The organism is Paraburkholderia sp. RL17-383-BIF-A, from assembly GCF_046028015.1.
Taxonomy (GTDB): Bacteria; Pseudomonadota; Gammaproteobacteria; order Burkholderiales; family Burkholderiaceae; genus Paraburkholderia.
The window spans coordinates 1-642 of the sequence record NZ_JARESR010000082.1; the positions used below are offsets into that span (position 1 = coordinate 1).

At 67.1% G+C, this 642-nt stretch carries 1 protein-coding gene; it reads left to right on the forward strand.

Annotated features, from left to right (window positions below; genetic code table 11):
* The coding region (locus tag P0D71_RS36015; protein ID WP_408483887.1) for an acetyl-CoA C-acyltransferase at positions 1 to 642 on the forward strand (642 nt) is incomplete at both ends.

Sequence of the window (642 nt, forward strand, 5' to 3'; positions counted from 1 at the left end):
GGTGTCGATTCGATGCCGGAGACCGGCGAAAACGTCGCGACCGACTACAACATCAGCCGCGCCGATCAGGACGCTTTTGCGCTGCGCAGCCAGCAGAAAGCGGCGCGCGCGCAACGCGACGGCACGCTCGCACAGGAAATCGTCGGCGTGACGATCGCGCAGAAGAAGGGCGACCCGATCACGGTGTTGCAAGACGAGCATCCGCGTGAAACGAGCCTCGAAACGCTCGCCAAGCTCAAGGGCGTGGTGCGTCCGGACGGCACGGTCACGGCAGGCAACGCGTCGGGCGTGAACGACGGCGCAGCGGCACTGCTGCTGGCCAATGAAGAAACGGCGAAGCGCTTCGGCCTCACGCCGCGCGCTCGCGTGCTGGGTATCGCAACGGCCGGCGTCGCGCCGCGCGTGATGGGCATCGGCCCCGCGCCCGCCACGCAGAAACTGCTGGGGCGCCTGAACATGACCATCGATCAATTCGACGTGATCGAACTGAATGAGGCCTTCGCTTCGCAAGGCATCGCGGTGCTGCGCGCACTCGGCGTGGCCGACGACGACGCTCGCGTGAATCCGAATGGCGGCGCGATCGCCCTCGGCCACCCGCTCGGGATGAGCGGCGCGCGTCTGGTGACTACGGCGATGTATCAG